This window comes from Nocardiopsis dassonvillei subsp. dassonvillei DSM 43111 (assembly GCF_000092985.1).
Classification (GTDB): domain Bacteria; phylum Actinomycetota; class Actinomycetes; order Streptosporangiales; family Streptosporangiaceae; genus Nocardiopsis; species Nocardiopsis dassonvillei.
In genome coordinates, this window is the sequence record NC_014210.1 from 1,928,183 (window position 1) to 1,951,494 (window position 23,312).

The window sequence follows — 23,312 nt, forward strand, 5'->3', positions numbered from 1 at the left end:
CGAACGACGGACAGCGACGAACGACGACGGAGAACGAGGGAGACAGATGCGTCCACTCGGAAACACGCTGATCACCGGAGGGTCCTCGGGCCTGGGAGCGGCCACCGCGCGGGCCGTGGCCGACGGGGGCGGCCACCCGATCATCCTGGACCGGCAGCACCCCGGCAACGACCTGTCCTTTCACCAGGTGGACCTGGCCGACCGCGAGGCGGTCGAGCGCGCCGTACAGCAGGTCAGCGTCCAGCACGGCCGCATCGACGCCCTGGTCAACGCGGGCGGGACCGACGCCTGCGGCACGCTCACCGACGTGTCCGCCGAGGACTGGGAGCGGGTCATCCAGGTCAACCTCATCGGCACCGCCGCCGTGACCCGCGCCGCCCTGCCGCACCTGCGCGCCTCCCGGGGCACGGTGGTCAACTGCGCCTCCACGCTCGGCCTGCGCGCGCTCAGCGACGCCACGGCCTACTGCGCCTCCAAGTTCGGGGTCGTGGGCTTCACCCGGGCGCTGGCCGCCGAACTCGCCGGACAGGTCGGGGTGACGCTCCTGGTCCCCGGGGGCATGAGCACCTCCTTCTTCGACGACCGCCCCGACCAGTACAAGCCGGGACCGGACGCCAAGCTCAACGCGCCCGAGGACGTGGCCCGCGCGGTGGTGTTCGCGCTGAGCCAGCCGCCCGGCTGCGAGGTGCGCGAGATGGTGATCTGCCCCTCGCAGGAGACGTCCTGGCCCTGACCGGTGTCTTTCGGGGCCTCCGCTTCGCTTCGGCCCGCGTTCGGGCGCCCGAAGCACGGGAACCTTCGGTGTCTCCGGTGAGACGGCTCGTTCCTCGCGGTCTCACCTGCGGCACCTCCAGAACCCCGTGGGCGCCCGAACCACCCCCCTCACGCCAAGACTCCGTTCACAAGACAGGCCCCAGGGGCCACAGAACAGCACCCAGGTAAGCGGTGAGACCATCCGAGGAGGTGGGCGACGATGCGCGAGCACGCGTCGAGAGGTAGGGCCCTGGTCACCGGTGGCGCCGGGTTTCTCGGCTCCCATCTGTGCGAACGGCTGCTGGAGAGGGGCACACGCGTGGTGTGCCTGGACAACTTCGCCACCGGCCGGGCGCAGAACGTGGCGCACCTGGCCGGGCACCCCTGGTTCGAGCTGATGGAGGCCGACCTCACCGAACCGTTCACGCTGGAGGAACCCGTGGACACGGTGTTCCACCTGGCCTCGGCCGCGTCCCCGCCGGACTACCTGCGCCTGCCGGTGGAGACGCTGGAGGTGGGCAGCCTGGGCACCCGCAACGCGCTGGAGTGCGCCGAGCGCCACGGCGCCCGCCTGGTCCTGGCCTCCACCAGCGAGGTGTACGGCGACCCGCTGGAGTACCCGCAGCGCGAGACCTACTGGGGCAACGTCAACCCGGTCGGCCCGCGCAGCGTCTACGACGAGGCCAAGCGCTACGCCGAGTCGCTGACCATGGCCCACCACCGCGCCCGCGGGGCCGACGTGGGCATCGCCCGCATCTTCAACTGCTACGGGCCGCGCATGCGCGCCGACGACGGCCGCATGGTGCCCACCTTCGTCAACCAGGCGCTGGAGGGCAGGCCGCTGACGGTGGCGGGCGACGGCCACCAGACGCGGTCGCTGTGCTACGTGGACGACACCGTGCGGGGCCTGATCGCCCTGGCCGACAGCGAGACGACGGGGCCGGTCAACATCGGCAGCGACGAGGAGCTGTCCGTGCTGAACCTGGCACGCGTCGTCCTCGGCGTCACCGGGACCCGGTCGGAGATCACCTTCGTCGAACGCCCCGAGGACGACCCGCACTTCCGGCGCCCCGACATCCGCCTGGCCGAGCAGGCCCTGGGCTGGAGGCCGCGCGTCCGCCTGGACGAGGGGCTGCGCCGTACCGTCGCCTACTTCGTGGACCAGCGCGACCGCTACGAGGACCTGCCCGAGGGGACCGCGCCCGCCAACTGAGGGCCGGACCGGAAACGGTACCGGTGTGACGCCAGAGGTCCCGGTCCGCGGTGCCCTCGTACTCGTGGCGAGTCCGGAGCGCCGGACCCCGCCACGAGTACGGAACCGCGGCGAAGGCGCGGATCGGGACACGAGAGGGGAGAGAGGGCCAGCGTGGGGAATCCGGAGCGCTCACGGGTCACCGTGGTGGTGGCCACCCGCGACCGGCGCGAGGAGCTGCTGCGCACGCTCGGGCACCTGGAACTGCTGGAGCCCCGCCCGCCCGTGGTGGTCGTGGACAACGCCTCCACCGACGGCACCGCCGAGGCCGTGCGCGAGGGGTTCCCCGACGTCGAACTCGTGCGCCAGGACCGCAACACCGGCTGCGTCGCCCGCAACACCGGGGTGGCGCGCGCCCGGACGCCCTACGTCGCCTTCTGCGACGACGACTCCTGGTGGGCGCCGGGGGCGCTGGAGGCGGCGGCCGACGCCCTGGACGCCCACCCGCGCCTGGGGCTGGTCGCCGCGTCGGTGTTCGTCGGCGAGGAGGGGCGTCCCGACCCGCTCAACGGGGCGCTGGCCCACAGCCCGCTCCCGGACGGCGACGGCCTGCCCGGCCCGCGGATCCTCGGGTTCCTGGCCTGCGCCGCCGTGGTGCGGCGCGCGGCGTTCACGGAGGCGGGCGGCTTCAGCCACCTGCTGTTCTTCGCCGGGGAGGAGGCACTCCTGGCCCAGGACCTGGCGGCCTCGGGATGGGAGCTGTGCCACCTGGAGCACGTGCGCGTGCACCACCACCCGTCCTCGGCGCGTCCGCCCGGCCTGTGGCGGCGCACGCTGGAGGAGCGCAACGCCCTGCTGACGGTCTGGCTGCGCCGCCGCCCCGGCCTGGCCCTGGCGCGCACGGCCCGGCTGGCCGGGCGCTCGCTGCGCGACCCCGTCTCGCGCGGCGCCCTGACCGGGGCGCTGCGGGTCCTGCCCGCGGTGCTGGCCCGGCGCCGTCCGGTGCCCGCGCACGTGGAACGGGACCTGGCCCTGTTGGAGGAGGCATGAACCGGAGCGCGCGCGTGGGCGTCGTGGTCATCACCCGCGACCGCCGGGAGGAACTGCTGCGCACCCTGGACCGGCTGGCGGACCTGCCGGGGCCGCCGCCGACCGTCGTCGTGGACAACGCCTCGCGCGACGGCACGGCCGCGGCCGTCGCCGAACGCCACCGGTGGGTGCGGCTCGTCCGGGCGGGGGCCAACCTGGGCTCGGTGGGCCGCAACGTCGGGGTGGAGGCCCTGGACACGCCCTACGTCGCCTTCTGCGACGACGACACCTGGTGGGAACCGGGCTCCCTGGAGCGGGCCGCCGACCTGTTGGACGCCCATCCCGGGCTGGGTTCGGTGACGGCGCGGCTGATCGTGGAGCCCGGGGGCGGGGAGGACCCCCTCACCCCGGAGCTGCGCCACTCGCCGGTGCCCGGGCCGGACTGGCTGCCGGGTCCCGCCCTGCTCGGGGTGCTCGCCGGGGTCACCGTGTTCCGCGTCCGCGCCTTCTGGCAGACGGGGGGCTTCTCCCGGCGCCTGTGGATGGGCGGGGAGGAGGAGCTGCTGGCGCTGGACCTGGCCGCCGCCGGGTGGTGGATGTGCTGGGACGAGGACACGGTCGCCCACCACGCCGCCTCGCCGGTGCGCGACCCCACCCGGCGGCGGCGCCTGGGCATCCGCAACACCCTGTGGACCGCGTGGCTGCGGCGCCCGGTGGACGGGGCGTGGCGGCACACGTGGTCGGTGCTGCGGTCGGTGCCGCGCGACCTGTCGAGCGCGATGGCCGTCGCCGAGGCGCTCGGGGGGCTGCCCTGGGTGCTGAGGGAACGCGCGCCGGTCCCGCCGGGTGTGGAGCGCGGGCTGCGCACCCTGGAGGCGCCCCGCAGGGAGTCCCGGGCGCGGCGCTACGTGGGCTGAGGCGTCCGGGGCGCGGGTCGCCCGGGAGGCGGGCCGCTCGGAACGCGGGTCACCCGGGCTGTCACGGCCGTGAGCCGCTCGGGACGTGAGTTGCCCGGGGCGTGAGCCGTAGGGGACGCGAGCCGTCCGGGTCCCTGGCACGGAGCCGCTTAGGGGACGCCCGGAACGGCTCCGGGTTCCGGGTGGACGCCTGCCCGCGATCCCGGGGGCGGCGCCGTGGTCTCCGCGCGCGGTGGGGAGCTGTTACCCATTCCGGGGGACAAAAGCTGGAATTCCAGGTAAGCGACAGATAGCCATTCGGTGAATACTCGGCGTAGTGGCGCGGGTATGTACACGAACGCGTCACCTGTCCGTTCGATCCCTGGGTCTGCCCCTCCCAGGGCGAGGAGTCCCCCGTGCAAGCGCAACGGAACCCTGTCCCCGTTCCCCCGCTTCCCCCGAACACCCGACCGGCACCGCGCGGGCGGCGCGCATGACCCACCGACCCCTCCGCGCGCCGGGCCGGGCCCCCTCCGGCACGGACGCGCGCAGGGCGTTGGCCGCCCTGTGCGTCACCGTCACCGCCAGCCAGGGCGTGCTGTTCTACGCCTTCCCCGTGCTGGCGCCCGCCATCGCCGAGGACACCGGCTGGTCCCTGCCCGCCGTCATCGCCCTGTTCTCCGGGTCCCAGGTCGTGGCCGGACTGGGCGGGCCCCTGGTGGCCCGCTGGCTGCGCGTGCGCGGCCCCCGGCCGGTGATGACCGCGGCGGCCCTGCTGGGCGCGGTCGCCGTCGCCGGACTGGCCCTGGCCCCGAACCTGTGGTTCTTCGGCGCGGCCTGGCAGGTGGCCGGAGCCGCCGTGGCCGGGCTCTCCTACCCGCCCGCCTTCGCCGCCCTGACCCGCTGGTACGGGCAGGGCAGGGTCCGGGCGCTCACCGCCCTCACCCTGGTCGGCGGGCTGGCCAGCACCGTCTTCGCCCCGCTGACCGCCGCCCTGGAGGCGCAGGTCGGCTGGCGCGGCGCCTACCTCGCCCTCGCCCTGGTCCTGGCCCTGGTGGTGCTGCCGCTGCACGCCCTGGCCCTGACCCCGCCCTGGACTCCCGGCGGCACCGCCGACCGGGCCGGGCACCGCCGGGCGGTGCGCGGGGTGGTCCGCAGCGGTGCGTTCTGGGCGCTGACCACGGCGCTCGCCCTGGGCACCCTCACCGTGTACGCGGTCGTGGTCGGTGTCGTCCCGCTCATGGAGGGGCGCGGGTTCGGCACCGCCGAGGCCGCCTGGACGCTCAGCGCCGTGGGCGTGGGCCAGGTGCTGGGCCGCCTCGTCTACGCCCCGTTGGCGCGGTACAGCGGGGCGGTGCACCGGATCGCCGCGGCGCTCCTGGCCTGCGCCGGGGCGACCGGCCTGATCTCCCTGGTCAGCGGGCCGCTGTGGCTGGTCATGACCGCGGCGGCGCTGGTGGGCGCCGCGCGGGGCGTGCTCACCCTGCTCCAGGCCACGGCCGTGGCGGACCGCTGGGGGGAGGAGCACTACACCACGCTCAACGGCATCATGCACACCCCGCTCATGCTCACGATGGCCCTGGCGCCGGGGGCGTGCGCGCTGCTGGCCGGGCCCCTGGGCGGCTACCCGGCGGTGTTCCTGCTGCTGGCGGCCCTGTCGGTGCTCGGCGCCCTGGTCGCGCTGGCCAGCGGTCCGGCCCGCCGTTAGCGCTGTGACCGGCGGGGTCCTCCGGGGCGCGCCCCGGAGGCGATCCCGCTCCCCGCGGCGCCCCCGACGGCCCGCGGTGCCGCCGGGAGCGGGAGCACCGGCGAGGAACCCCACACGTCACACCGGACACGTTCTCGGCCCGCCGTGATGAGCGCCCCGCCCACCCGTCCTCGGCGGGTGTCAGGCCTCGGACGCCGACGCGACCCGCAGCAGCCGCAGCTGCCCGAGCTCGGCCACGTTCTTCATCAGCTCGCCGTTGACCCAGGCGGCCGTGTGCTCGACCGACAGCCCGGAGTCCGGCGGCCAGGGGAACGCGGCGGGGCCGTCCAGGTCCGGGCCGGTGAGCCCCTCCAGCACCTCCAGCCACTGCGTCCGCAGTGCGCGCAGCCAGTCGGCCGCCTCCTCCGGGCCCGGCCAGTGGACCTCCTCGCGCCCGCGCGGAACGCGCCCCCGCAGGTGGTCCAGGGCCGTGGACCACCACCAGCCGATGTGCCAGGTGACCCAGGCCGCGGTGGGGACGGGCACGGGGTCGGGTTCGGTGTCCGCCCAGTCGGGCACCCAGCGGCCCCCGCCGTCCCGGCGCACCGTCCAGCACAGGGGGCCGGGCTCCCAGAGCAGGTCGCCGGGCTCCAGTCGCTCCAGGTGGTACTCGAACAGGGACCAGGTGAAGTCGAACTGCCAGCGCAGCAGCGCGCGACGAGGATCGGACATGGGCCCAGCCTGGCACAGGGCCCCGCCCGCGCCGAAGCGGTTTTCCCGCGCGGGACGTGCGAGGGGTCCGGCGCCGGAAAACCGGGTGGGAACGCGGAGCGGTCGGCGTCCGAGGTCGGACCACGGGCCGGGGAACCCCGCGCGATGCCCGCGAGGGCCCGTTCCGGCACCGGCCGACCACCGGCACGAGGCCGCGGCGTTCCGCGTCCGGGGGCCGGGAGGCCGGGGCACACGCGCCCCGGCCTCCCCCGCCGCCCCTCAGAGGACGTCGGGCGAGACGTCCAGCACCGTCCGGTCGCGCGAGGCCACCAGGTCGAACTGCGGCCCGGTGCGCGGCAGCTCGTGCCGGAAGAAGTACGCCGCCGCGGCGCGCTTGCCCTCGTAGAAGCCGCCCTCGCGCCCGTGCGCGGCCACCAGCTGCTCCAGCCACATCCAGGCGACCACCACGTGTCCCACCGCCTCCAGGTAGGGGGTGGCGTTGGCCAGCGCCACCGCCGGGTCTCCCTCGGCCCAGGCCGCGGCGGCCGTCTCCGCGGTCCGGTCCAGGGCCTCCGACAGCAGCACCGCGTACTCGGCCTCGCGCCCGCCCAGCTCCCGGGCCCGGTCCGCGGTGGCGCGCGCGGTCTCCACCAGCAGCGACAGTCGGGAGCCGCCGTCGAGCACGGCCTTGCGGCCCAGCAGGTCCAGGGCCTGGACGCCGTGGGTCCCCTCGTGGATCGGGTTGAGCCGGTTGTCCCGGTAGTGCTGCTCCACGTCGTACTCGCGCGTGTACCCGTACCCGCCGTGCACCTGGATGGCCAGGCTGTTGGCCTCCACGCACCACTGGGAGGGCCAGCTCTTGGCGATCGGCGTGAGCACGTCCAGCAGCAGGTGGGCCCGCTCGCGCGCCTTGTCGTCCTCGGCACTCGCGGTCTCGTCCACCAGCCGGGCGCAGTACAGCACCAGGGCGAGCGCGCCCTCGACGTAGCTCTTCTGGGCGAGCAGCATCCGGCGCACGTCGGTGTGCTCGACGATGGGGACCTGCGGCTGCCCGGGGTCCTTGTCGCCCAGCGGGCGGCCCTGGAGGCGTTCGCGGGCGTAGGCCAGCGACTTGAGGTAGCCGGTGTAGCCGACGGCGGCGGCGCCCGCGCCCACCCCGATCCGGGCCCCGTTCATCATGTGGAACATGTACTTCAGCCCCTGGTGGGGCTCGCCGACCAGGTAGCCCACCGCGCCCGGCCGCCCGCCGGGGGCGTGGCGGCCCTCGCCGAAGTTGAGCATCGCGTTGACGGTGCCCCGGTAGCCCATCTTGTGGTTGAGCCCGGCGGGCACGACGTCGTTGCGCTCGCCGATCGTCCCGTCGGCTTCCAGCAGGTACTTGGGCACGACGAACAGGGAGATGCCCCGGACCCCGGGCGGACCGCCGGGGATCTTGGCCAGCACCAGGTGCACGATGTTCTCGGTCAGTTCGTGGTCGCCCGCAGAGATCCACATCTTGTTGCCGAACAGCCGGTAGCCGCCCTCCCCGTCCTCCTCGGCGCGGGTGGTGATGTCGGCCAGAGAGCTGCCCGCCTGCGGCTCGGACAGGCACATGGTCCCGGTGAAGCGTCCCTCCACCATGGGGCGCACCCAGGTGTCGACCTGCTCGGGGGTGCCGTGCGCCAGGAGCAGGCGCGCGTTGCCCGAGGTGAGGAAGGGGTAGGCCGAGGTGCCCAGGTTGGCGGCCTGGAAGTAGGCGCCGCACGCGCTGGAGACCACGTGCGGGACCTGGGCGCCGCCCACGGAGGCGGGCATCCCGGCGGCGCTCAGGCCGGTCGCGGCGTAGACCTCCAGAGCCCTCCCCACCTCGGGGATGACGTGGACGCGCTCGCCGTCGAAGCGGGGCTCGTTGGCGTCGTTGGTTTTGTTGTGCGGCGCGAAGTGGTCGGTGGCCACGCGTTCGGCCAGCTCCAGCGCGGCGTCGAGGGTCTCGCGCGAGTGGTCGGCGTAGTGGGGGCGTCTGGTGAGCGCCTCGGTGTCGAGCCACTCGTAGAGCAGGAAGTGCAGGTCGCGCGTGGACAGCAGGGTGGACGCCACGGGTCGCCTCCTCGGAATCGTGGACCGACTGGTCGGTATGCTACCCCGTCCGCGGGACTCCGGGGCGACCGGGGCCACGGCGCCGCCCGGGCCCTAAGCTTGCTGCCACCGACCCGAGAAGGAGCGCTGACCCGCATGTCCGCTGTGTCCGACCCCTCCCGCACCGTCCTGCTGCTCAACGGCCCCAACCTCAACCTGCTGGGCACCCGCGACCCCGGGCAGTACGGCACCACCACCCTGGCGGAGGTCGAACGGCGGGTGGTCTCCCTCGGCGAGGAGCTGGGCGTGCGGGTGGTGTGCGCGCAGAGCAACAGCGAGGGCGTGATGGTGGACCGGATCCACGCCGCCCGCGGCTGGGCCGGGGTGGTGCTCAACCCCGGCGCCTACGCGCACTACGGCATCGCGCTGCGCGACGCGATCGACGCGGTCGAGGCGCCCGTGGTGGAGGTGCACATCTCCAACGTCTACGCGCGCGAGGAGTTCCGGCACACCTCGGTGACCGCGCCGGTGGCCGCGGGCTACGTCGCCGGGTGCGGGGTCTTCGGCTACGAACTGGCCCTGCGCGCGGTGCTGCGGCGCGATGCCGAGCGCCGGGAGGCGGACGGCGCCCAGGCGGGGTGAGCCGGGCGGCCGGACCGCGCCCGGCCCCTCGGGGGCGTCCTCCGCGGACCGATCGGACCAGGGGTCCGCGGGGCTGTGTGCGCTCCGGCCCCGACCCGCGAGGGCGCGGGCCGGGCCGGAGCCGGGAAGCCGGGGGCCGCACGCGGTCGCACCGGCCGCCCCGGGGGCGGTACCAACCGGTCGGTTTGCACCGGGCGCGCGTCGGGCCGCACGTGCGTTCAGCGGTAGGTCATCAGCGCGGGACCGCCCTGTTCCAGGTGGGCGTGGTCGTTGAAGGACAGCAGTCGGGTGCCGCCCCGGCCGTGCAGCAGCTTGCTCACCGAACCGTTGACCACCACGCGGTTCAGGGCCAGGAACCCGGCGGGCGCCGTGCCCAGCAGGGTCGAGCACACCGTCGCGATCACCCCGGCGGAGGTGAAGACCAGCGCGGTCTCCCCCCTGCCCAGTCCGGCGACCAGGTCGTCCAGCGCCTGCCGGACCCCGCTCCGGAAGCCCTCCCAGGTGCCCGGACCGCTGCCCCCGGCCTCGATCCACGAGGACAGGGAGGCGTCGAGCCGCTCCTGGAGCGAGCCGGTCGCGCCCGGGTGGGCGCCCAGAAGGCCGAGGTGGTCGTACTCGTTCCACCGCTCGTCGCCGACCGGCTCCAGGTCCAGGCCCGCCTCGGCCAGGGCCGCGGCCGCCGTCTGGCGCTGGCGGCGCAGCGCGCCGGTCACCACGCGGCCGACGCGGGGGCCGCGCCGCCGGAGTTCGGCGCCCAGCAGGCGCGCCTGCTCGTAGCCGGTCGGGCTCAACTCGTCGTAGTCCTCCGCCTCGGGGGAGGCCTTCCCGTGGCGGATCAGATAGATCGCTGGCATCGCACCAGGGTACGAGCGGCCCCGCTGACGCCCCCACGCCGGGGGAGGCGATCGGAGGGACGGGCGAAGGCGCTGACGGGGTCCGGGAACGAGCGCCCGTCGTTCGGGAACGCCCGCGCACACGGCGTTTTCGCTTGCGTCACGCTTTCCGCGAGCAGGACAATACGGGCGCGAACCGCGCTTCCGGTGAGAGGGCACACCATGACGGACACACCCCCCATCGACACCACCGTGGCACACTCCGCCCGGGTGTGGAACTACTGGCTGGGGGGCAAGGACAACTACCCGGCCGACCGCGAGGTCGGCGACTACGTGCTCCAGGCCTACCCGGAGATGGTCACCGCGGCCCGCGCCGACCGGGAGTTCCTCATCCGCGCGGTCACCCACCTGGCCCGGGAGGAGGGCGTCCGCCAGTTCCTGGACGTGGGCACCGGGCTGCCCACGCACGACAACACCCACGAGGTCGCCCAGGCCGCCGCCCCCGACGCCCGGGTGGTCTACGTGGACAACGACCCGCTGGTGCTCACGCACGCCCGCGCGCTGCTGGTCGGAGAGGGGGCGGGGAAGGTCCACTACGTCGACGCCAACCTGCACGAGCCCGAGCAGGTCCTCAAGGCGGCCGCCGCCCACCTGGACTTCGGCCGGCCCATCGCGCTCACCATCCTGGGCACCATGGGGCACACCCCTGACAACGCCCGGGCCTACGCCACCGTGCGCGCCTACGTGGACGCGCTGCCCCCGGGCAGCTTCCTGGCCCTGTGCGACGGGACCGACACCAGCGAACCGATGATCGAGGCGTCCCGGCGCTGGAACGAGACCGCGCCCCTGCCCTACCACCTGCGCAGCCCCGAGGAGATCGCGGGCTTCTTCGACGGGCTCGACCTGCTGGAGCCCGGCGTGGTCCCGGCGCCCTTCTGGCGGCCCGACGCCGCGGAGGTGGGCGAGATCGTCGCGGCCGACCAGTACTGCGGCGTCGCCCGCAAGGCCTGACGGTCCGCCGGGCCCCGGGGAGCGCGCCCCGGAGCCCGGACGACCCGCCGGGCCCCGGCGGGCTGACCGGAGGGGTCGCCGGTGTGGCGCGTGGGGCCCGGCGAAGGGACGGATCGGGGCGCCGTTCCGGTCACGGGGTCAAACGGCCCCGGAGTCGGGTTCGAAGCGCACCACCACCGACTTCGACGTCGGCGTGTTGCTCACCTCGGCCGTGGAGTCCAGCGGCACCAGCACGTTCGTCTCCGGGAAGTAGGAGGCCGCGCACCCGCGCGCGGTCGGGTAGTGCACCACCCGGAAGTGCGCCGCGCGCCGCTCCCTGCCGTCGTGCCACTCGCTCACGAGGTCGGTGTAGGCGCCGTCGGCCAGCCCCAGCTCCCGCGCGTCCTCGGGGTTGACCAGCACGACCCGGCGGCCGTCCTTGATGCCCCGGTACCGGTCGTCGAGGCCGTAGACCGTGGTGTTGTACTGGTCGTGCGAGCGCAGCGTCTGCAACAGCAGCCGCCCCTCGGGCACCTCCGGCGCGTACGTGCCGTTCACCGTGAAGTTGGCCAGCCCGGTCGCGGTGGGGAAGCGCCGGTCGTCGCGCGGGGCGTGCGGCAGGGTGAACCCGCCGGGCCTGCGCGCGCGGGCGTTGAAGTCCTCGAACCCCGGCACCACCGCGGCCACGTGCTCGCGCACCCGGTCGTAGTCGGTCAGCTCCGACCACGCCACCGGGAAGTCGCCGAGCACCCGTTCGGCCAGGTCGCAGACGATGTCCACCTCCGAGCGCATGCCCGGCGACAGCGGGGCCAGCACGCCGTGGGAGGCGTGCACCTTGCCCATGGAGTCCTCCACCGTCACCCACCGCGGCTCGCCGTCGCGCAGGTCGCGGTCGCTGCGCCCCAGGGCGGGCAGGATCAGCGCCCGCGTCCCCGTCACCACGTGCGAGCGGTTCAGCTTGGTGGACACGTGCACCGTCAACCCCACCCGGCGCATGGCGTCCTCGGTCACCAGCGTGTCCGGGGTGGCCGCGACGAAGTTGCCGCCCATCGCGAAGAACACCCGCACGTCACCGCGCGCCATGGCGCGGATGGCGTTGACGGTGTCGTACCCGTGCTCACGCGGCGGCGCGAAGCCGAACTCGGCGCCCAGGGCGTCCAGGAACTCCTCGGCCGGGCGCTCGAAGATCCCCATCGTGCGGTCGCCCTGCACGTTGGAGTGGCCGCGCACCGGGCACACGCCCGCGCCCGGGCGGCCCACGTTGCCGCGCAGCAGCAGGAAGTTGACCACCTCGCGGATGGTGGGCACCGAGTGCCGGTGCTGGGTCAGCCCCATCGCCCAGCACACCACGATCCGCTCGGAGGAGGTGACCATCGCGAAGATCCGCTCGATCAGCTCCCGCTCCAGGCCGGTGTCGCGCTCGGTGCGCGCCCAGAACTCCTCGTCCGGCTCGGCCAGCAGCGCCTTGGCGAACTGCTCGAACCCGTGGGTGTGGGAGGAGACGAACTCCCGGTCCAGGGCCGGCTCACCGCGCTCGTCGGCCTCCAGCAGCAGGCGGTTGAGGGCGGAGAACAGGGCGAGGTCGCCGCCCAGCCGCACCTGCGCGAACAGGTCGGTCAGCTCGGTGCCGCGCCCCAGCAGGCCGCCCGCGCGCTGGGGGTTGCGGAACTCGCGCATCCCCGCCTCGGGCAGCGGGTTGACGGTGACGATCCGCGTCCCGGACTTCTTGGCCCGCTCCAGGGCGGTGAGCATGCGGGGGTGGTTGGTGCCGGGGTTCTGCCCGGCCACGATGATGAGGTCGGCCTCGCGCAGGTCCTCCAGGGACACGCTGCCCTTGCCCACGCCGAGGGTCTCGGTCAGGGCCGAACCGGACGACTCGTGGCACATGTTGGAGCAGTCGGGCATGTTGTTCGTCCCGAGGGCGCGGGCGAACAGCTGGTAGCAGAACGCCGCCTCGTTGCTGGTGCGTCCGGAGGTGTAGAACACCGCCTGGTCCGGGGAGTCCAGCGCCCGCAGGTCCTCGGCGACCAGGTCCAGCGCGCGCTCCCAGCTGACCGGCTCATAGTGGGTGGCGCCCTCGGCCAGGTACAGCGGCTCGGAGAGGCGGCCCTGCTGCCCCAGCCAGTACCCGGACCGCCCGGCCAGCTCGGAGACCGGGTGCTCGGCGAAGAACTCCCCGGTCAGAGCCGTGGCCGTGGCCTCCTCCGCGACGGCCTTGGCGCCGTTCTCGCAGAACTCGGCCCGGTGCCTCTTGTCCCCCTCGGGCCAGGCGCAACCGGGGCAGTCGAAGCCGCGCTTCTGGTTGATCGCGAGCATGGCGGGCAGTCCGCGCCGCACGCCGGTGTGCTCGTTGAGGTGCCGGAGGCTGTTGAGCACGGCGGGGAGTCCGGCCGCGCTGCTCTTGGGCGGGCTGATCCGCGGGGAGTCCTGGGCGGGGTCTGCGTTGTCCGAGTGCTGGTGTCTCACACTGCGCATTCTGGCACTGACCATCCGATGGTGGGACGTCCGGGTGAGCGTCACCGGCCCGGGCGGGGCGCGGAGCGCACGGAGGCCTTCCCGCGCGGGGCGTCGCGCACCGCCCGCCGGAACCGCCGCAGGTCCGCGGGATGACCCCCGGGACCGGCACGCGTCACGACTCGTCGGGATATCCGATGAGCCGCCGTACGGCGGTCGGAGGCCCGTGCGCGCCGGAGGCGGGGTCGAAGACCAGGTCGTCGCGGAAACAGAAGTACAGCCGCTGCCAGATCCCCCACGCGCGGGCCCTGAGGGGCGCGTCCCGCTTCCTGCGCGCTTCGGTGCTCTGGACGTCCCGCAGGACCAGCGCGGTTCCCGCTCCGATCACCAGTGTCCACACGACCATGCCGAACACGAAGGAGGCGAACTGCTCCACTCCTCCGAGCAGGCTCAGGGCGCCGTTGGCCACCAGGCCCACGAGGAGGAGGACCGCGGCGGACGCGATGAGCGCTCTTCTCCACTCCCAACCCAGCAGCCAGCGCAGAACCAGACCGGTGGCCACCGCCGGTACGGCGCCGAAGACACCGAACTGGATCACCAGCGGGGCGGCGAGCACGAGTAGGGCGATTCCGATCCACCGGGCGAGCCCGGGCGCCGTTCCGGGCGGCGCGGGGAAGCTCAGTTGCGCCGCCAGGGTGCTCTGGGAGTGGGAGGTGGAGGAGTGCCGGGCCCGGGCGATCGTCGTTTCGCCGCGCAGCCACGACCATTCGTCATCCCCGCGGACCGTCGATGATCCGGCGCTCCGCGTGGTCGTCGTGCCCTCACGGACCACGGCGGACACCTTGACCGTCCGATCCTGCCGTGAGCACACCGGGCAGTTCGCCACCGGCCGCCTTCCTCCCGCGTCCCCGTGCCATCAGACCTCCAGCCGAGGTTAACCGCTGGCGGGGCACCGCGGAAAGGCTTTTCCTCCCGGTTCCGGGGCCCGGCCGGGCCCCTCCCGCGGGTCCGCCGCGGTGTTCGCGGGCGCCCCCTCGGGCGGTGGATGACATGCCGCCGACTCCGCAATGCGCTCCCCGGGCCGCCTCGCGGGGCAGACTGACGGCGCCGGTCATCAGGAGAAACGTGGGTAAGCGAACCGCATGGGTGTCTTCGATCGCAGCCTTCGGACGGCCCCGGCGGGGCCGCGGCCAACTCCCGCGCGGCGGCGCGGCAACCGGAGGGCGGCGCGATGAGCGACGACGGCTGGCCGCTGGAGACCGGCCTGCTGCGCGCGGTGTTCGACAGCGTGGGCGCGGGGATGTTCGTCATCGACACCACCGGCCGGATCACCGCCGCCAACCCCTACGCGCAGCACATCCTCGGCCGGCCCAGGGAGCGGATGCTGGGCCTGGACCTGCACGATCTGCTGCACCGCGACGCGGAGGGGGAGAGGAGCTCCAGGGAGGACTGCCGCGTCCTGGCCGTGCTCGCCAGCGGCCACCCGGCCGAGGGGAGCAGCGAGTCCTTCCTGCGCGGGGACGGCACGCTCGTGCCCATCATCTGGGCGACCACCCCGCTCCAGCACGAGGGACGCCTGGAGGGCGCGGTCATCGTCTTCCACGACTTCCGGGCGCACCGCGACGCCGCCGAGCAGACCGCGGCGCACCTGGCGGCCCTGGAGGAGCTCACCGGCCGGTTGAGCCTGGTCGCGGAGATCTCCGTGGTCCTGGTCTCCACCCTGGACGTGCCCGAGATGCTGGACAGGCTGGTCCGGCTGCTGGTGCCGGAACTGGGGGACTGGGCGGTGGTCGACATGGTCACCGACGGGCGCACCAAGGAGGTGGAGCGCGTCGCCGTGCACGCCCTCGGCGACCAGGACACGGCCGAGGCGCTCAAGGGCACGCTGCCGCCGCTGTCCTCCGACGCCCACGCGGCGCTGATGCGCGCCCTGTACAGCACCCAGCCCGTCCTGTTCGTCGCCGGTGACCTCGCCCGTGAACCGGACGAACCGCTCGCCCGGGCGCACCGGCGGCTGTTCGACCGCCTGGGCGGGCACTCCGCGGTGGTGGTGCCGCTGCACACCCGCAGGCAGGTCTTCGGGGCGCTGACCGTGGCCCGCACCGGGGAGCGGCCCGCCTACACCGACGCCGAGATCCTCGTGCTGGGGGACGTGGCCCGGCGCGCCGGTCTGGTGATGGAGAGCGCCCAGCTCTTCGCGCAGCAGCGCCACGTCGCCGAGACCATGCAGCGCCAGCTCCTGACCCCCCTGCCGCAGGTCGACCACCTGCGCTTCGCCGCCCGCTACCAGCCCGCGCAGCAGGCCGCCGAGATCGGCGGGGACTGGTACGACGCCTTCCTGCTCGCCGACGGCGTCATGACCATGGTCATCGGCGACGTGGTCGGCCACGACCTCCAGGCCGCCGCGCACATGGCCGAGGTCCGCAACATGCTGCGCGCCCTGGCGTGGGACCGCCAGGAACCGCCCAGCCTGATCATGCGGCGGCTGGACGAGGCCATGACCAACACCAGCGACGCCCCCATGGCCACCGCCGTCTTCGCCCGTATCGAGGGCCCCGAGGGCGGGCCCTGGTGTCTGCACTGGGTCAACGCCGGACACCCCCCGCCGCTGCTCGTCACCGCCGACGGCCGCACCCGCTACCTGGAGGACGGCCACGGACCCCTGCTGGGCATGAGCGCCGCCCTGCACCTGGGACTGGACTGGCCCGACGCCCGCGAGGAGATCCCCGCGGAGTCCACCCTGCTGCTGTACACCGACGGCCTCGTCGAGAGCCGCGACCACCCCATCGACACGGGCCTGGCCAACCTGCGCCGCCACGCCGCCGCCCTGGCCCGCCGCGACGTCGAGGACTTCTGCGACGAACTCCTCGCCCGCATCTCCCCCCGCGGTGACGACGTCGCCCTGCTCGCCCTGCGCATCCCGGCGGCGGGAGAGGGGGCGGGCGAGGACACCGCGCCGCCCCAGCACGCGCACAGCCCCGCCGCGCCCGACCGCGGGGCGCCCGGCGCGGCAGTCGAGGACAGCCCGGTCAGGGACACCTCCGAGCGGGGGTGAGCGGGAGCGGACCCGGGCGGGGTACGGGCCCGGTGCTCGGACCCGGAGCGCCGGTCCACGGCGCCTCGGTCCGGTGCGCCGACCGGCTCCAGACCGCACGCCGGGCCCACAGCGGACCGGTTCCGGGGCGCCAGCGACTCCCGTTTCCGCCGACACGGGCCGGGTAGTGGCCGAGGGCAGCCCAGGGGGCCGCGCGCTCCCCAGGCGACGACCGCCACCGTCGTGAGACCAGGGGGAACCAATGAAGGCAGTGGTGTGGAACGGGACCAGGAACGTCGACACCGTGACCGTTCCCGATCCGCGGATCGAGGAGCCCGGTGACGCCCTCGTCCGGATCACCAGTTCGGGCCTGTGCGGATCCGACCTGCACCTGTACGAGGTGCTCGGGCCGTTCATGACCCCGGGGGACATCCTCGGACACGAACCCATGGGCGTGGTCGAGGAGGTCGGTTCCGGCGTCACCTCCCTCACCCCCGGCCAGCGGGTCGTCATCCCCTTCCAGATCTCCTGCGGGCACTGCCTCATGTGCGACACCGGCCTCCAGAGCCAGTGCGAGAACACCCAGGTCGAGGAGCAGGGCATGGGCGCCGCGCTCTTCGGCTACAGCAAGCTCTACGGCTCGGTGCCCGGAGCGCAGGCCGAGTACCTGCGGGTTCCGCGCGCCGAGACCACCGCGGTCCCGGTGCCCGACCAGGGCCCCGACGACCGCTACCTGTTCCTGTCCGACGTGCTGCCGACCGCCTGGCAGGCCGTCCGCTACGCCGACGTCCCCGAGGGCGGGTCGGTGGCCGTCCTGGGGCTGGGGCCGATCGGCGACATGTGCTGCCGGGTCGCCCGCCACCTGGGCGCGGGCCGGGTGTTCGGCGTGGACCCGGTGCCGGAGCGGCGCGCCCGCGCCGCCGCCCGGGACGTGGAGGTGTTCGACTCCTCCAAGGGCACCGACGACGTGGTCCAGGAGATCCGCGACCGTACGGACGGGCGCGGCCCGGACGCGGTCATCGACGCGGTCGGCATGGAGGCGGCCGGGCACGGCTCGGCCAAGTTCGCGCAGCGCGTGGCCAACCTCATGCCCCGGGGCGTGGCGGCCAAGATGATGGAGACGGCCGGGGTGGACCGGCTGACCGCCCTGCACACCGCCATCGACCTGGTGCGGCGCGGCGGGACCGTCTCCCTGATCGGGGTGTACGGCGGCATGGCCGACCCGATGCCGATGCTCACGCTCTTCGACAAGCAGATCCAGCTGCGGATGGGGCAGGCCAACGTGCGCCGGTGGGTGCCGGAGATCCTGCCGCTGCTGGAGGGGTCCGACCCGCTGGGGGTGGACGACTTCGCCACCCACCACGTGGGCCTGGACGCGGCCTCGCTGGCCTACGAGAAGTTCCAGAAGAAGCAGGACGGCGTGTTCAAGGTCGTCTTCCGGCCCTGACCCGCCGGAGGCGGGCGCCCCGGGCCGGGGGGATCCGGCCCGGGGCGCCGTTCTGTTCGCCTCCGTCCGTCCGGACTAGTTCTCGTAGACCCGGACGTAGTCGACGACCATCTGCTGGGGGAACTGGGTGGTGCCGTCGGGGTAGCCGGGCCAGTCACCGCCCACGGCGATGTTGAGGATCATGAAGAAGGGCTGGTCGTAGACCCACGGGTTGCCGCCCACGTCGGCGCTGGTGAGGGTGTGGTAGGCGTTGCCGTCCACGGACCAGGTGATGGAGCCGGGACTCCAGTCGACGGCGAAGGTGTGGAAGTCGTCGGCGAAGGACCAGCCCTGCGGGTGCGTGTAGGAGGAGCCGATGCCGTTCGCGCCCGAGTAGCCGGGCCCGTGCACGGTGCCGTGCACCATGTGCGGCTCGTACCCGACGTTCTCCATGATGTCGATCTCGCCGGAGTCGGGCCAGGGGGTGTCGGGGAAGCCGGCGCCGAGCATCCAGAAGGCGGGCCAGATGCCCTGGCCGCGGGGGATCTTGATGCGGGCCTCGATGCGGCCGTAGGCGTGTTCGACCTTGTTCTGGGTGGTCATACGGGCCGAGGTGTAGGAACCGTCCGCCTCCTGGCGGGCGGTGATGACGAGGTTGCCCTGGCCGTCGAGGGCGGAGTTGGCGCGGCTGTCGGTGTAGTTCTGGAGTTCGTTGTTGCCCCAGCCGTGGGCGCCGGTCTCGTGGTTCCAGTTGGCGGGGTCGGGGGCGCTTCCGGCGGCGCCGTCGAACTCGTCGGACCAGACGACGTCCCCGGGCGCGGCGCTGAGTTCGGCGTTGGCCTCGTCCACGTCGGCTCCGGTCCACTGCGGTGCGGTGAGGATCGCCGCGGCCAGCGCGGCGGAGGCGGTCACCGCCGTGGCGACGGTGGCGGTGCGGCGGGTACTGCGGCGGGCGCTCTTGGTCATGGCGTACTCCGGTGAGCGGGGGGACGGGCGAGCCCGGCGCCGCGACGCGTGCGAAATAGCGGGTCCCGCACGTGCCGCGAGGGGCTTGCCCGCGTGGGCGGACGCCCACTGAACAAGCGTTAAGTGACTGTACGTACGCGACCGCTCGCGGACAAGGGGGGTCGTGCGAAAAAGTTGGGATCGCTCCCATGGGGCTGGGGTGAAACGTGTGGTCTGTGTGCTTTTGGGGTGGTGTGGTCTTCGCAGGAGAGGACCTGTGGGGCGCGCCGTGTCCCGGCGCCTGAGTCCCAAGCCCTCGTGCTTACGGGGTCGGGCCGGATTCGGGTCACGCGCCACACGGCGGTCGGCCCACGTCCTCGTGCTCGCGGAGACAGGTGTTTCGGGCGTCCCTGCCCAGGCGCTCCGGACGCCCGTGCCCCCGCGTTCCTGCGCGGGCCGCCGGGACGAAAGCGCGAGCCGCGCGACCGTCGGCCTTCGGGCCCCGACGACGACGGGCCCCGCGGAGCGCGCGCTCCACGGGGCCCGGCAGGCGGGGCGTCAGCCGTTCAGGGTCTCCTGGAGCAGCGGGACCAGCTCGTCCAGCGCGTGGGAGATGCCCGGGTACGAACCGCTGGAGAAGGCGTTGGCCAGCTCCGGGTCGTCCAGGATGACCAGTCGGCCGTCCTCGGCGGAGGGGATGCCCTGGAGCACCGGGTCCTCGCGCAGGTGGTCCGCCGTGCCGCCGATGGGGAACATGACCGTCAGGTCCGCGTCCAGGACCTCCAGCCGCTCCGGGCTCAGGTCGACGTAGAAGGCGCCGTCGGCCATCTCCTCGACCTCGGGCTCGTACTGGAAGCCCAGCTCCTGGAGCAGGTCCACCCGGGAGTCGCCGGGCACGTAGGCGCCGTACTGGCCGTCGAAGTAGGCCCCCACGGTCAGGGTCATGTCGGCGAACTCGGGGTTCTCCTCGCGGATCCGGGCGAAGCGGCCCTCCAGCTCCTCGATGAGCTCCTCGGCGCGCTCCTGCTCGCCGACCACCTGGGCGACCTGTCGGGTCTGCTGCTGCCAGGTGGTGCCGTAGGTGACCTCCACCCCGGGCGGCGGGCCGACCACGGGGGCCACCGGAGAGAGCGTGTCGTAGCGCTCCTGGCTGTTGTCGGAGCGGGTGTCGAGGATGACGTCGGGCTCCAGGGAGGCGATCGCCTCCAGGTTCGGCTCCATGGTGCCGAGCTGGACCGGCTCCTCCTCGAACATGTCGGCCGCCCACGGGCCCACGCCCGTGCCGCCGTAGGCCTGCCAGTCGGCCACGCCGACCGGCTGCACGCCCAGCGCCAGCGCGGTCTCGGCGTCGGACCAGCCCATGGCGACGACGTTGGTCGGCTTGTCCGCGATCTCCACGTCGCCGAAGAGGGTCTCGACGGTGACCGGGTACCCCTCGGCGACCTCGCCGTCCGAGCCGCCCTCCTCGGAGCCGGAGGTCTGGCCGCCGCAGGCGGCGAGCAGCAGGAGGGAGAGCGCGCCGGCGGCGATCGCGCCGCCGCGGGTCAGCGGACCGGGGTTCATGGGGCCTCATTCGGTCGAGTGGATGAGCTTAGCCTTGCCTAAGCAAGGTTATGGTGCTGGAGGCGTCCGTTTTGCGCAAGCCCGTGGTGGGAGGGCGTGGAAAACCGCGTATGCCGGTGAAGCCCGTTGTGCACGGTCGTCGGCGGGGCCGCGCGGCGCTCCCCGCGGGCCGGTGCCGTGTCGAGGGTCACACCGTCACGAGTAGGCCGCCACGCCGTGGCGCCAGTAGCCGATGAAGGCGATGTCGTCCTTGGGGACGCCGTGTTGGCGGACGAGGGTGCGGCGTAGTTCGGTGGGGAGGGCGTTCTCTCCGGCGACGAAGCAGTAGGGGCGTCCTGGGGGGAACTCGGCGGTGCGTACGGTTTCCAGGGCGAGTCGTCCGGGGACGGTGTGGGGGTCGGTGCGGGCGAGCCAGTGCACGTCGACTCCGGGCGGGGCCTGGACGGGGCGTACGTCTTCGGGGCAGGGGACTTCGAGGTAGGCCTGTCCGCGCAGGTGGGCGGGGGCCTGTTCGAGGATGGAGAGCAGGGCGGGCACGGCGCTCTCGTCGCCGACGAGCAGGTGCCAGTCGGCCTCCTCCGGCGGCAGGTAGTAGATCCCCTCGGCGTACAGGCCCAGTTCGTCGCCGGGCCGCGCGGCCAGCGCCCACGCCGACGCCGGGCCCTCGTCCCCGTGCGCGACGAACTCGATGTCCAGCTCCAGCGCCTCGGCGTCGAAGCGGCGGACGGTGTAGTTGCGCACGTGCGGGCGCACGTCGTCGGGCATGGCGCGGAACGCGGCCACCCACCCGTTGCCGTCGCCGCCGCTGTCGGCGACGGGCAGGTGCAGCCTCTCCTGGCCCGGCCGGGCGAAGAGGATCCGCGTGCACTGGTCCAGGCCCAGGAACTCGAACCCGGTCAGCTCCTCGCCGGTGAGCGTCACGGTGAGGAAGTGCTCGCTGGTCCGCTCGGTGCGCGCCACCCGGGTGCGGATCATGCTGCGGTGGCTCGGATACCTGATGCGCAAGGCGCGGCCCCTTCGTTCGGGTCGGAGAGCGGCGGGTGTCGGGTTCGTCCGGTCTCGGGGTGCTGTGACCGTATACCGACTCGGGAAAGGTTAGCCTAACCAAGCTTGGTGTGGCACGGTGGTCCGGGGGCGCTCCTTCCCGGTTCCGCGGGCGCTCCGCCAGCCCACTAGCCTTGCCCAGGGCACGACACAGCGGGGGGAACGGGACATCGGATGAGTAGACGTCTGTACGGGGCCGCGCGCCCCGCGCCGAGCGGACGCGCCGTATGAGCGCCGCCCCCGCGACCGCCCCCGCCGCCGAGCGCGAACGGCGCTCCCCCCGCACTCCCGGGGGCGGGGTCCCCGACAGCGTGCGCGCCCTGCGCCGCCGCACCCTGCGGCGCAACCGAGGCCGCGTCCTCGTCGGCGTGGTCCTGCTCTCCCTGCACCAGGTCGCCGAGGCCCTCGTTCCGGTGGCCATCGGCCTGACCATCGACTGGGCCGTCTTCTCCGGCGACGTCGGCGCCCTCGCGGTCTGCGTCGCGGGCATGGTCGTGCTCTTCACCGTCCTGGCCCAGGCCTACCGCAACGGCGCCCGCTTCACCCTGCGCGCCGTCGAGAACGAGGCGCACCTGCTGCGGGTGGAGGCCGCCCGCCGCGCCCTGGACCCGCGCGGCGAGCGCAGCGGCCTGCGCGCGGGCGAGGTCCTGTCGGTGGCCACCTCCGACGCCGAGCAGGCCGCCCTGTACGTGCGTGCCTGGTCGGCCTCGATCGCCGTGGCGGTCGCCATCATCGTCACCACCGTCGCGCTCCTGGCCGTGGACGTGCCCCTGGGGATCGGCGTCCTGGTCGGCGTCCCCCTGCTCATGCTGCTCCTGCGCCTGCCCGCCGCCCGCATCACCCGGCGCAGCGAGGCCAAGCAGGCCACCGCCGCCGGGGCCACCGCCCTGGCCACCGACCTGGTCAGCGGCCTGCGCGTCCTCATGGGCATCGGGGCGCGGCACAACGCGGCCGCCCGCTACCGCCGGGCCAGCGCCCTGGCCCTGGACGCCTCGGTCGGCGCCGCCGCCAGCAACGGCGTCTACCGCGGCCTGGTCACCGCAGCCAGCGCCGTCTTCCTGGCCTGCGTGGCGGGCGTGGCCGGGTGGATGGCCCTCCAGGGACGCCTCAGCGTCGGCGAACTCGTCACCGTCATCGGCCTCGCCCAGTTCCTGGCCGAACCCGTGCAGAGTCTGGGCATGGTCGGCCAGCTGTTCGCCACCGCCCGCGCCTCCGCCCGGCGGCTGGTACGCCTGCTCAACGCCCCCGACGCGGTCACCCCGGGCGAGCGCGCCTGTGCGGAGGAGCCCGTGGTCGCGCTGTCCGGGGTCAGCTACCGCACGCTGCGCGGGGTGGACCTCGAACTCGCCCCCGGCGAACTCGTCGGCGTGCTCACCACCGACCCCCGCGACGCCGAGGCGCTGCTGGAACTGCTCTCGGGCCGGGCCGAACCCGCGGCCCTGGACGGCACGCTCACGGTGGGCGGCGTCCCCGTCCCCGAACTCGCCCTGGACGCCCTGCGCGAGGCGGTCCTGGTGGAGGAGCACGGGACCACCCTGTTCGAGGGCACCCTGCGCTCCAACCTGGACACCGGCGCGGACGGCGACGAGGAGCGGTTGCTGGACGCCCTGCGCGCCGCCTCGGCCGCGGACCTGGTCGAGGGCCACCCCGAGGGCCTGGACCGGCCGGTCGCCGACCGCGCGGCCAACCTCTCCGGCGGCCAGCGCCAGCGCGTGGCCCTGGCCCGCGCCCTGGTCGCCGACCCGCCCGTCCTGGTGCTGCACGACCCCACCACCGCCGTGGACGCGGTCACCGAGGAGGCCATCGCCCGGGGCACGGCCGCCGCCCGCGCGGGTGCGGCCAGGTCCACCCTGGTCGTCGCGAACAGCCCGGCGCTGCTGGCCCGCGCCGACCGCGTCGTGGTGCTGGCCCAGGGGCGGGTGCGGTGCACGGGCACGCACGCGCGGCTGGTCGAGGAGGACGCGGCCTACCGCGAGGCGGTGCTGCGGTGACCGCCCCGCCGGGTGCGGCGCCGACGCGGTGCGCCTCACGGCCGTTCGCGGCACGCCGGAGCGCCCC

The 23,312-nt window shown here is 74.2% G+C and carries 18 protein-coding genes; 10 read left to right on the top strand and 8 right to left on the bottom strand.

The window, feature by feature from the left end:
* Window positions 1–46 precede the first annotated feature (46 nt).
* From NDAS_RS07830 to NDAS_RS07850, 5 genes are all read left to right on the top strand, one after another.
* The gene (locus NDAS_RS07830) at window positions 47–733 is read left to right on the top strand and encodes an SDR family oxidoreductase (RefSeq protein ID WP_013152612.1); all 687 of its coding nucleotides are present in this window, start codon (window positions 47–49) and stop codon (window positions 731–733) included.
* Window positions 734–973: 240 nt separating this feature from the next.
* Window positions 974–1,966: a UDP-glucuronic acid decarboxylase family protein gene (locus tag NDAS_RS07835; RefSeq protein WP_013152613.1), complete on the top strand. Its 993-nt coding sequence runs from the start codon at window positions 974–976 to the stop codon at window positions 1,964–1,966.
* Between the two features lie 153 nt (window positions 1,967–2,119).
* The gene (locus NDAS_RS07840) at window positions 2,120–2,995 is read left to right on the top strand and encodes a glycosyltransferase family 2 protein (protein ID WP_013152614.1); all 876 of its coding nucleotides are present in this window, start codon (window positions 2,120–2,122) and stop codon (window positions 2,993–2,995) included.
* Entirely contained in the window at window positions 2,992–3,891 is a 900-nt protein-coding gene (locus NDAS_RS07845; protein WP_013152615.1) for a glycosyltransferase family 2 protein, read from the top strand. Before NDAS_RS07840 ends, NDAS_RS07845 begins: the two co-directional genes overlap by 4 nt.
* A gap of 472 nt (window positions 3,892–4,363) precedes the next feature.
* A complete protein-coding gene (locus NDAS_RS07850) occupies window positions 4,364–5,578 on the top strand; it encodes an MFS transporter (RefSeq protein WP_013152616.1) in 1,215 nt (404 codons plus the stop codon).
* A 180-nt stretch (window positions 5,579–5,758) separates the two neighbouring features.
* Here NDAS_RS07850 and NDAS_RS07855 read toward each other — a convergent pair whose 3' ends face one another.
* Window positions 5,759–6,289 (bottom strand): DinB family protein, encoded by a 531-nt coding sequence (locus tag NDAS_RS07855; RefSeq protein ID WP_013152617.1) that lies wholly within the window; start codon window positions 6,287–6,289, stop codon window positions 5,759–5,761.
* A 258-nt stretch (window positions 6,290–6,547) separates the two neighbouring features.
* Complete coding sequence (locus tag NDAS_RS07860) at window positions 6,548–8,344, bottom strand: acyl-CoA dehydrogenase (RefSeq protein ID WP_013152618.1); 1,797 nt, start codon at window positions 8,342–8,344, stop codon at window positions 6,548–6,550.
* A 135-nt stretch (window positions 8,345–8,479) separates the two neighbouring features.
* Between NDAS_RS07860 and aroQ the strand changes: the two genes are divergently transcribed.
* A complete protein-coding gene (aroQ, locus tag NDAS_RS07865) occupies window positions 8,480–8,965 on the top strand; it encodes a type II 3-dehydroquinate dehydratase (RefSeq protein WP_013152619.1) in 486 nt (161 codons plus the stop codon).
* A 218-nt stretch (window positions 8,966–9,183) separates the two neighbouring features.
* On the opposite strand, the gene NDAS_RS07870 is transcribed toward aroQ, so the two are convergent.
* Window positions 9,184–9,819 (bottom strand): histidine phosphatase family protein, encoded by a 636-nt coding sequence (locus NDAS_RS07870; RefSeq protein ID WP_013152620.1) that lies wholly within the window; start codon window positions 9,817–9,819, stop codon window positions 9,184–9,186.
* Between the two features lie 201 nt (window positions 9,820–10,020).
* Between NDAS_RS07870 and NDAS_RS07875 the strand changes: the two genes are divergently transcribed.
* Window positions 10,021–10,809: an SAM-dependent methyltransferase gene (locus NDAS_RS07875; RefSeq protein ID WP_013152621.1), complete on the top strand. Its 789-nt coding sequence runs from the start codon at window positions 10,021–10,023 to the stop codon at window positions 10,807–10,809.
* Between the two features lie 138 nt (window positions 10,810–10,947).
* On the opposite strand, the gene NDAS_RS07880 is transcribed toward NDAS_RS07875, so the two are convergent.
* Both NDAS_RS07880 and NDAS_RS07885 read right to left on the bottom strand, forming a co-directional pair.
* Window positions 10,948–13,263: an FdhF/YdeP family oxidoreductase gene (locus tag NDAS_RS07880; protein WP_013152622.1), complete on the bottom strand. Its 2,316-nt coding sequence runs from the start codon at window positions 13,261–13,263 to the stop codon at window positions 10,948–10,950.
* Between the two features lie 154 nt (window positions 13,264–13,417).
* On the bottom strand, window positions 13,418–14,128 hold the full coding sequence (locus NDAS_RS07885) for a hypothetical protein (RefSeq protein ID WP_013152623.1): 711 nt from the start codon (window positions 14,126–14,128) through the stop codon (window positions 13,418–13,420).
* Window positions 14,129–14,473: 345 nt separating this feature from the next.
* Here NDAS_RS07885 and NDAS_RS07890 point away from each other — a divergent pair, with 345 nt between their 5' ends.
* Together NDAS_RS07890 and NDAS_RS07895 are read left to right on the top strand one after the other, a co-directional pair.
* Window positions 14,474–16,297, top strand: a complete 1,824-nt coding sequence (locus tag NDAS_RS07890) for a SpoIIE family protein phosphatase (RefSeq protein WP_013152624.1) — start codon at window positions 14,474–14,476, stop codon at window positions 16,295–16,297.
* 241 nt (window positions 16,298–16,538) lie between these two features.
* Window positions 16,539–17,723: an alcohol dehydrogenase catalytic domain-containing protein gene (locus NDAS_RS07895; protein ID WP_013152625.1), complete on the top strand. Its 1,185-nt coding sequence runs from the start codon at window positions 16,539–16,541 to the stop codon at window positions 17,721–17,723.
* 75 nt (window positions 17,724–17,798) lie between these two features.
* Here NDAS_RS07895 and NDAS_RS07900 read toward each other — a convergent pair whose 3' ends face one another.
* The 3 genes from NDAS_RS07900 to NDAS_RS07910 form a co-directional block, all read right to left on the bottom strand.
* A complete protein-coding gene (locus NDAS_RS07900; RefSeq protein ID WP_013152626.1) occupies window positions 17,799–18,668 on the bottom strand; it encodes a glycoside hydrolase family 16 protein in 870 nt (289 codons plus the stop codon).
* A gap of 537 nt (window positions 18,669–19,205) precedes the next feature.
* Window positions 19,206–20,210, bottom strand: a complete 1,005-nt coding sequence (locus NDAS_RS07905; RefSeq protein WP_013152627.1) for an iron-siderophore ABC transporter substrate-binding protein — start codon at window positions 20,208–20,210, stop codon at window positions 19,206–19,208.
* Window positions 20,211–20,405: 195 nt separating this feature from the next.
* On the bottom strand, window positions 20,406–21,185 hold the full coding sequence (locus NDAS_RS07910; RefSeq protein WP_013152628.1) for a siderophore-interacting protein: 780 nt from the start codon (window positions 21,183–21,185) through the stop codon (window positions 20,406–20,408).
* A 296-nt stretch (window positions 21,186–21,481) separates the two neighbouring features.
* Here NDAS_RS07910 and NDAS_RS07915 point away from each other — a divergent pair, with 296 nt between their 5' ends.
* Window positions 21,482–23,245, top strand: coding sequence for an ABC transporter ATP-binding protein (locus NDAS_RS07915; protein WP_013152629.1), 1,764 nt, complete (start codon window positions 21,482–21,484; stop codon window positions 23,243–23,245).
* The last annotated feature ends 67 nt before the right edge of the window (window positions 23,246–23,312 follow it).

Excerpts from the sequence above, each read along its gene's own strand:
- NDAS_RS07830 (WP_013152612.1), top strand. The coding sequence starts at position 47 with ATGCGTCCACTCGGAAACACGCTGATCACCGGAGGGTCCTCGGGCCTG.
- NDAS_RS07835 (WP_013152613.1), top strand. The coding sequence starts at position 974 with ATGCGCGAGCACGCGTCGAGAGGTAGGGCCCTGGTCACCGGTGGCGCC.
- NDAS_RS07845 (WP_013152615.1), top strand. The coding sequence starts at position 2,992 with ATGAACCGGAGCGCGCGCGTGGGCGTCGTGGTCATCACCCGCGACCGC.
- NDAS_RS07850 (WP_013152616.1), top strand. The coding sequence starts at position 4,364 with ATGACCCACCGACCCCTCCGCGCGCCGGGCCGGGCCCCCTCCGGCACG.
- NDAS_RS07855 (WP_013152617.1), bottom strand. The coding sequence starts at position 6,289 with ATGTCCGATCCTCGTCGCGCGCTGCTGCGCTGGCAGTTCGACTTCACC.
- aroQ (WP_013152619.1), top strand. The coding sequence starts at position 8,480 with ATGTCCGCTGTGTCCGACCCCTCCCGCACCGTCCTGCTGCTCAACGGC.
- NDAS_RS07870 (WP_013152620.1), bottom strand. The coding sequence starts at position 9,819 with ATGCCAGCGATCTATCTGATCCGCCACGGGAAGGCCTCCCCCGAGGCG.
- NDAS_RS07875 (WP_013152621.1), top strand. The coding sequence starts at position 10,021 with ATGACGGACACACCCCCCATCGACACCACCGTGGCACACTCCGCCCGG.
- NDAS_RS07880 (WP_013152622.1), bottom strand. The coding sequence starts at position 13,263 with ATGCGCAGTGTGAGACACCAGCACTCGGACAACGCAGACCCCGCCCAG.
- NDAS_RS07890 (WP_013152624.1), top strand. The coding sequence starts at position 14,474 with ATGAGCGACGACGGCTGGCCGCTGGAGACCGGCCTGCTGCGCGCGGTG.
- NDAS_RS07895 (WP_013152625.1), top strand. The coding sequence starts at position 16,539 with ATGAAGGCAGTGGTGTGGAACGGGACCAGGAACGTCGACACCGTGACC.
- NDAS_RS07900 (WP_013152626.1), bottom strand. The coding sequence starts at position 18,668 with ATGACCAAGAGCGCCCGCCGCAGTACCCGCCGCACCGCCACCGTCGCC.
- NDAS_RS07905 (WP_013152627.1), bottom strand. The coding sequence starts at position 20,210 with ATGAACCCCGGTCCGCTGACCCGCGGCGGCGCGATCGCCGCCGGCGCG.
- NDAS_RS07910 (WP_013152628.1), bottom strand. The coding sequence starts at position 21,185 with ATGATCCGCACCCGGGTGGCGCGCACCGAGCGGACCAGCGAGCACTTC.
- NDAS_RS07915 (WP_013152629.1), top strand. The coding sequence starts at position 21,482 with ATGAGCGCCGCCCCCGCGACCGCCCCCGCCGCCGAGCGCGAACGGCGC.